Source organism: Shigella sp. FC1967 (assembly GCF_001743005.1).
Classification (GTDB): Bacteria; Pseudomonadota; Gammaproteobacteria; order Enterobacterales; family Enterobacteriaceae; genus Proteus.
Genome location: NZ_MIIZ01001238.1, coordinates 1 through 451, shown reverse-complemented (window position 1 = coordinate 451; position 451 = coordinate 1). Strand labels below are relative to the sequence as shown.

General features: G+C 41.7%; 1 pseudogene. It reads left to right on the top strand.

Annotation, left to right across the window (positions count from 1 at the left end):
* Positions 1–170: 170 nt before the first annotated feature.
* Positions 171–451: pseudogene (locus BHE89_RS20635) on the top strand (phage major capsid protein); the annotation flags it as partial.

Here is a 451-nt window from a genome sequence, read left to right as displayed (position 1 = left end):
TCTCGCTCTGAGCGTAGAAAACTTATTAGTGCTTTAACACGAAGTATGCCGAGCGCTACTTCCAATCCTCACGGTACGCCAAGCGCTACCTCTGAAATTAATCCTGACACTCTTTCTGAATTGGAAAAGGCGGTAAATGCCTTTGCCACAGCTAACTAATTGGAGACATTATGTCTGATACAAATGAATTATTAAAAAGTCTATCGGCAAAAATTGAAGAAGCCAACGGCAAATTTAATGCTAAAGCCGAAGAAGCCTTAAAAGAAGCGCAAAAAAGTCGGTAGTTTAAGCACTGAAACTAAAGCCGCAGTCGATAAGATGGCAACCGAACTGAATGCATTGCGTGAATCTGAAAAAACACTCAAAGCTTCATTAGGTGAATTAGAGCAACATGTCGCACAAATGCCGTTGAATAATGCGGTTCAGGCAGCCAAAACAATTGGCCAGCAAG